Origin of the sequence: Sulfobacillus harzensis (assembly GCF_012933365.1) — a bacterium.
In the GTDB taxonomy this organism is placed as follows: Bacteria; Bacillota; Sulfobacillia; order Sulfobacillales; family Sulfobacillaceae; genus Sulfobacillus_B; species Sulfobacillus_B harzensis.
Window position 1 is genome coordinate 1 of sequence record NZ_JABBVZ010000378.1, and the last position, 250, is coordinate 250.

Sequence of the window (250 nt, forward strand, 5' to 3'; positions counted from 1 at the left end):
CCACAGCAATGGTACGAATGAAATCAAAGGCATCCACATCGTCGTTATCCGCTAACGGCGTTCCTTTGACCTTAACCAACATATTGATCGGCACGCTTTCCGGCGCTTTAGGTAAATTCGCTAGCTGCGTGAGCAAGCCGGCTCTGTCACGTACGGTTTCACCGAGCCCAACAATCCCCCCCGAACAGACTTTAATACCGGCATCACGCACTTTTTCCAGCGTATCCAAACGCTCCTGATAGCTACGGGT

General features: G+C 51.6%; 1 pseudogene. It reads right to left on the reverse strand.

From position 1 onward, the window contains the following. Nucleotides 1-229, reverse strand: a pseudogene (locus HIJ39_RS23560) (biotin synthase BioB); the annotation flags it as partial. Between the last annotated feature and the right edge of the window lie 21 nt (nt 230-250).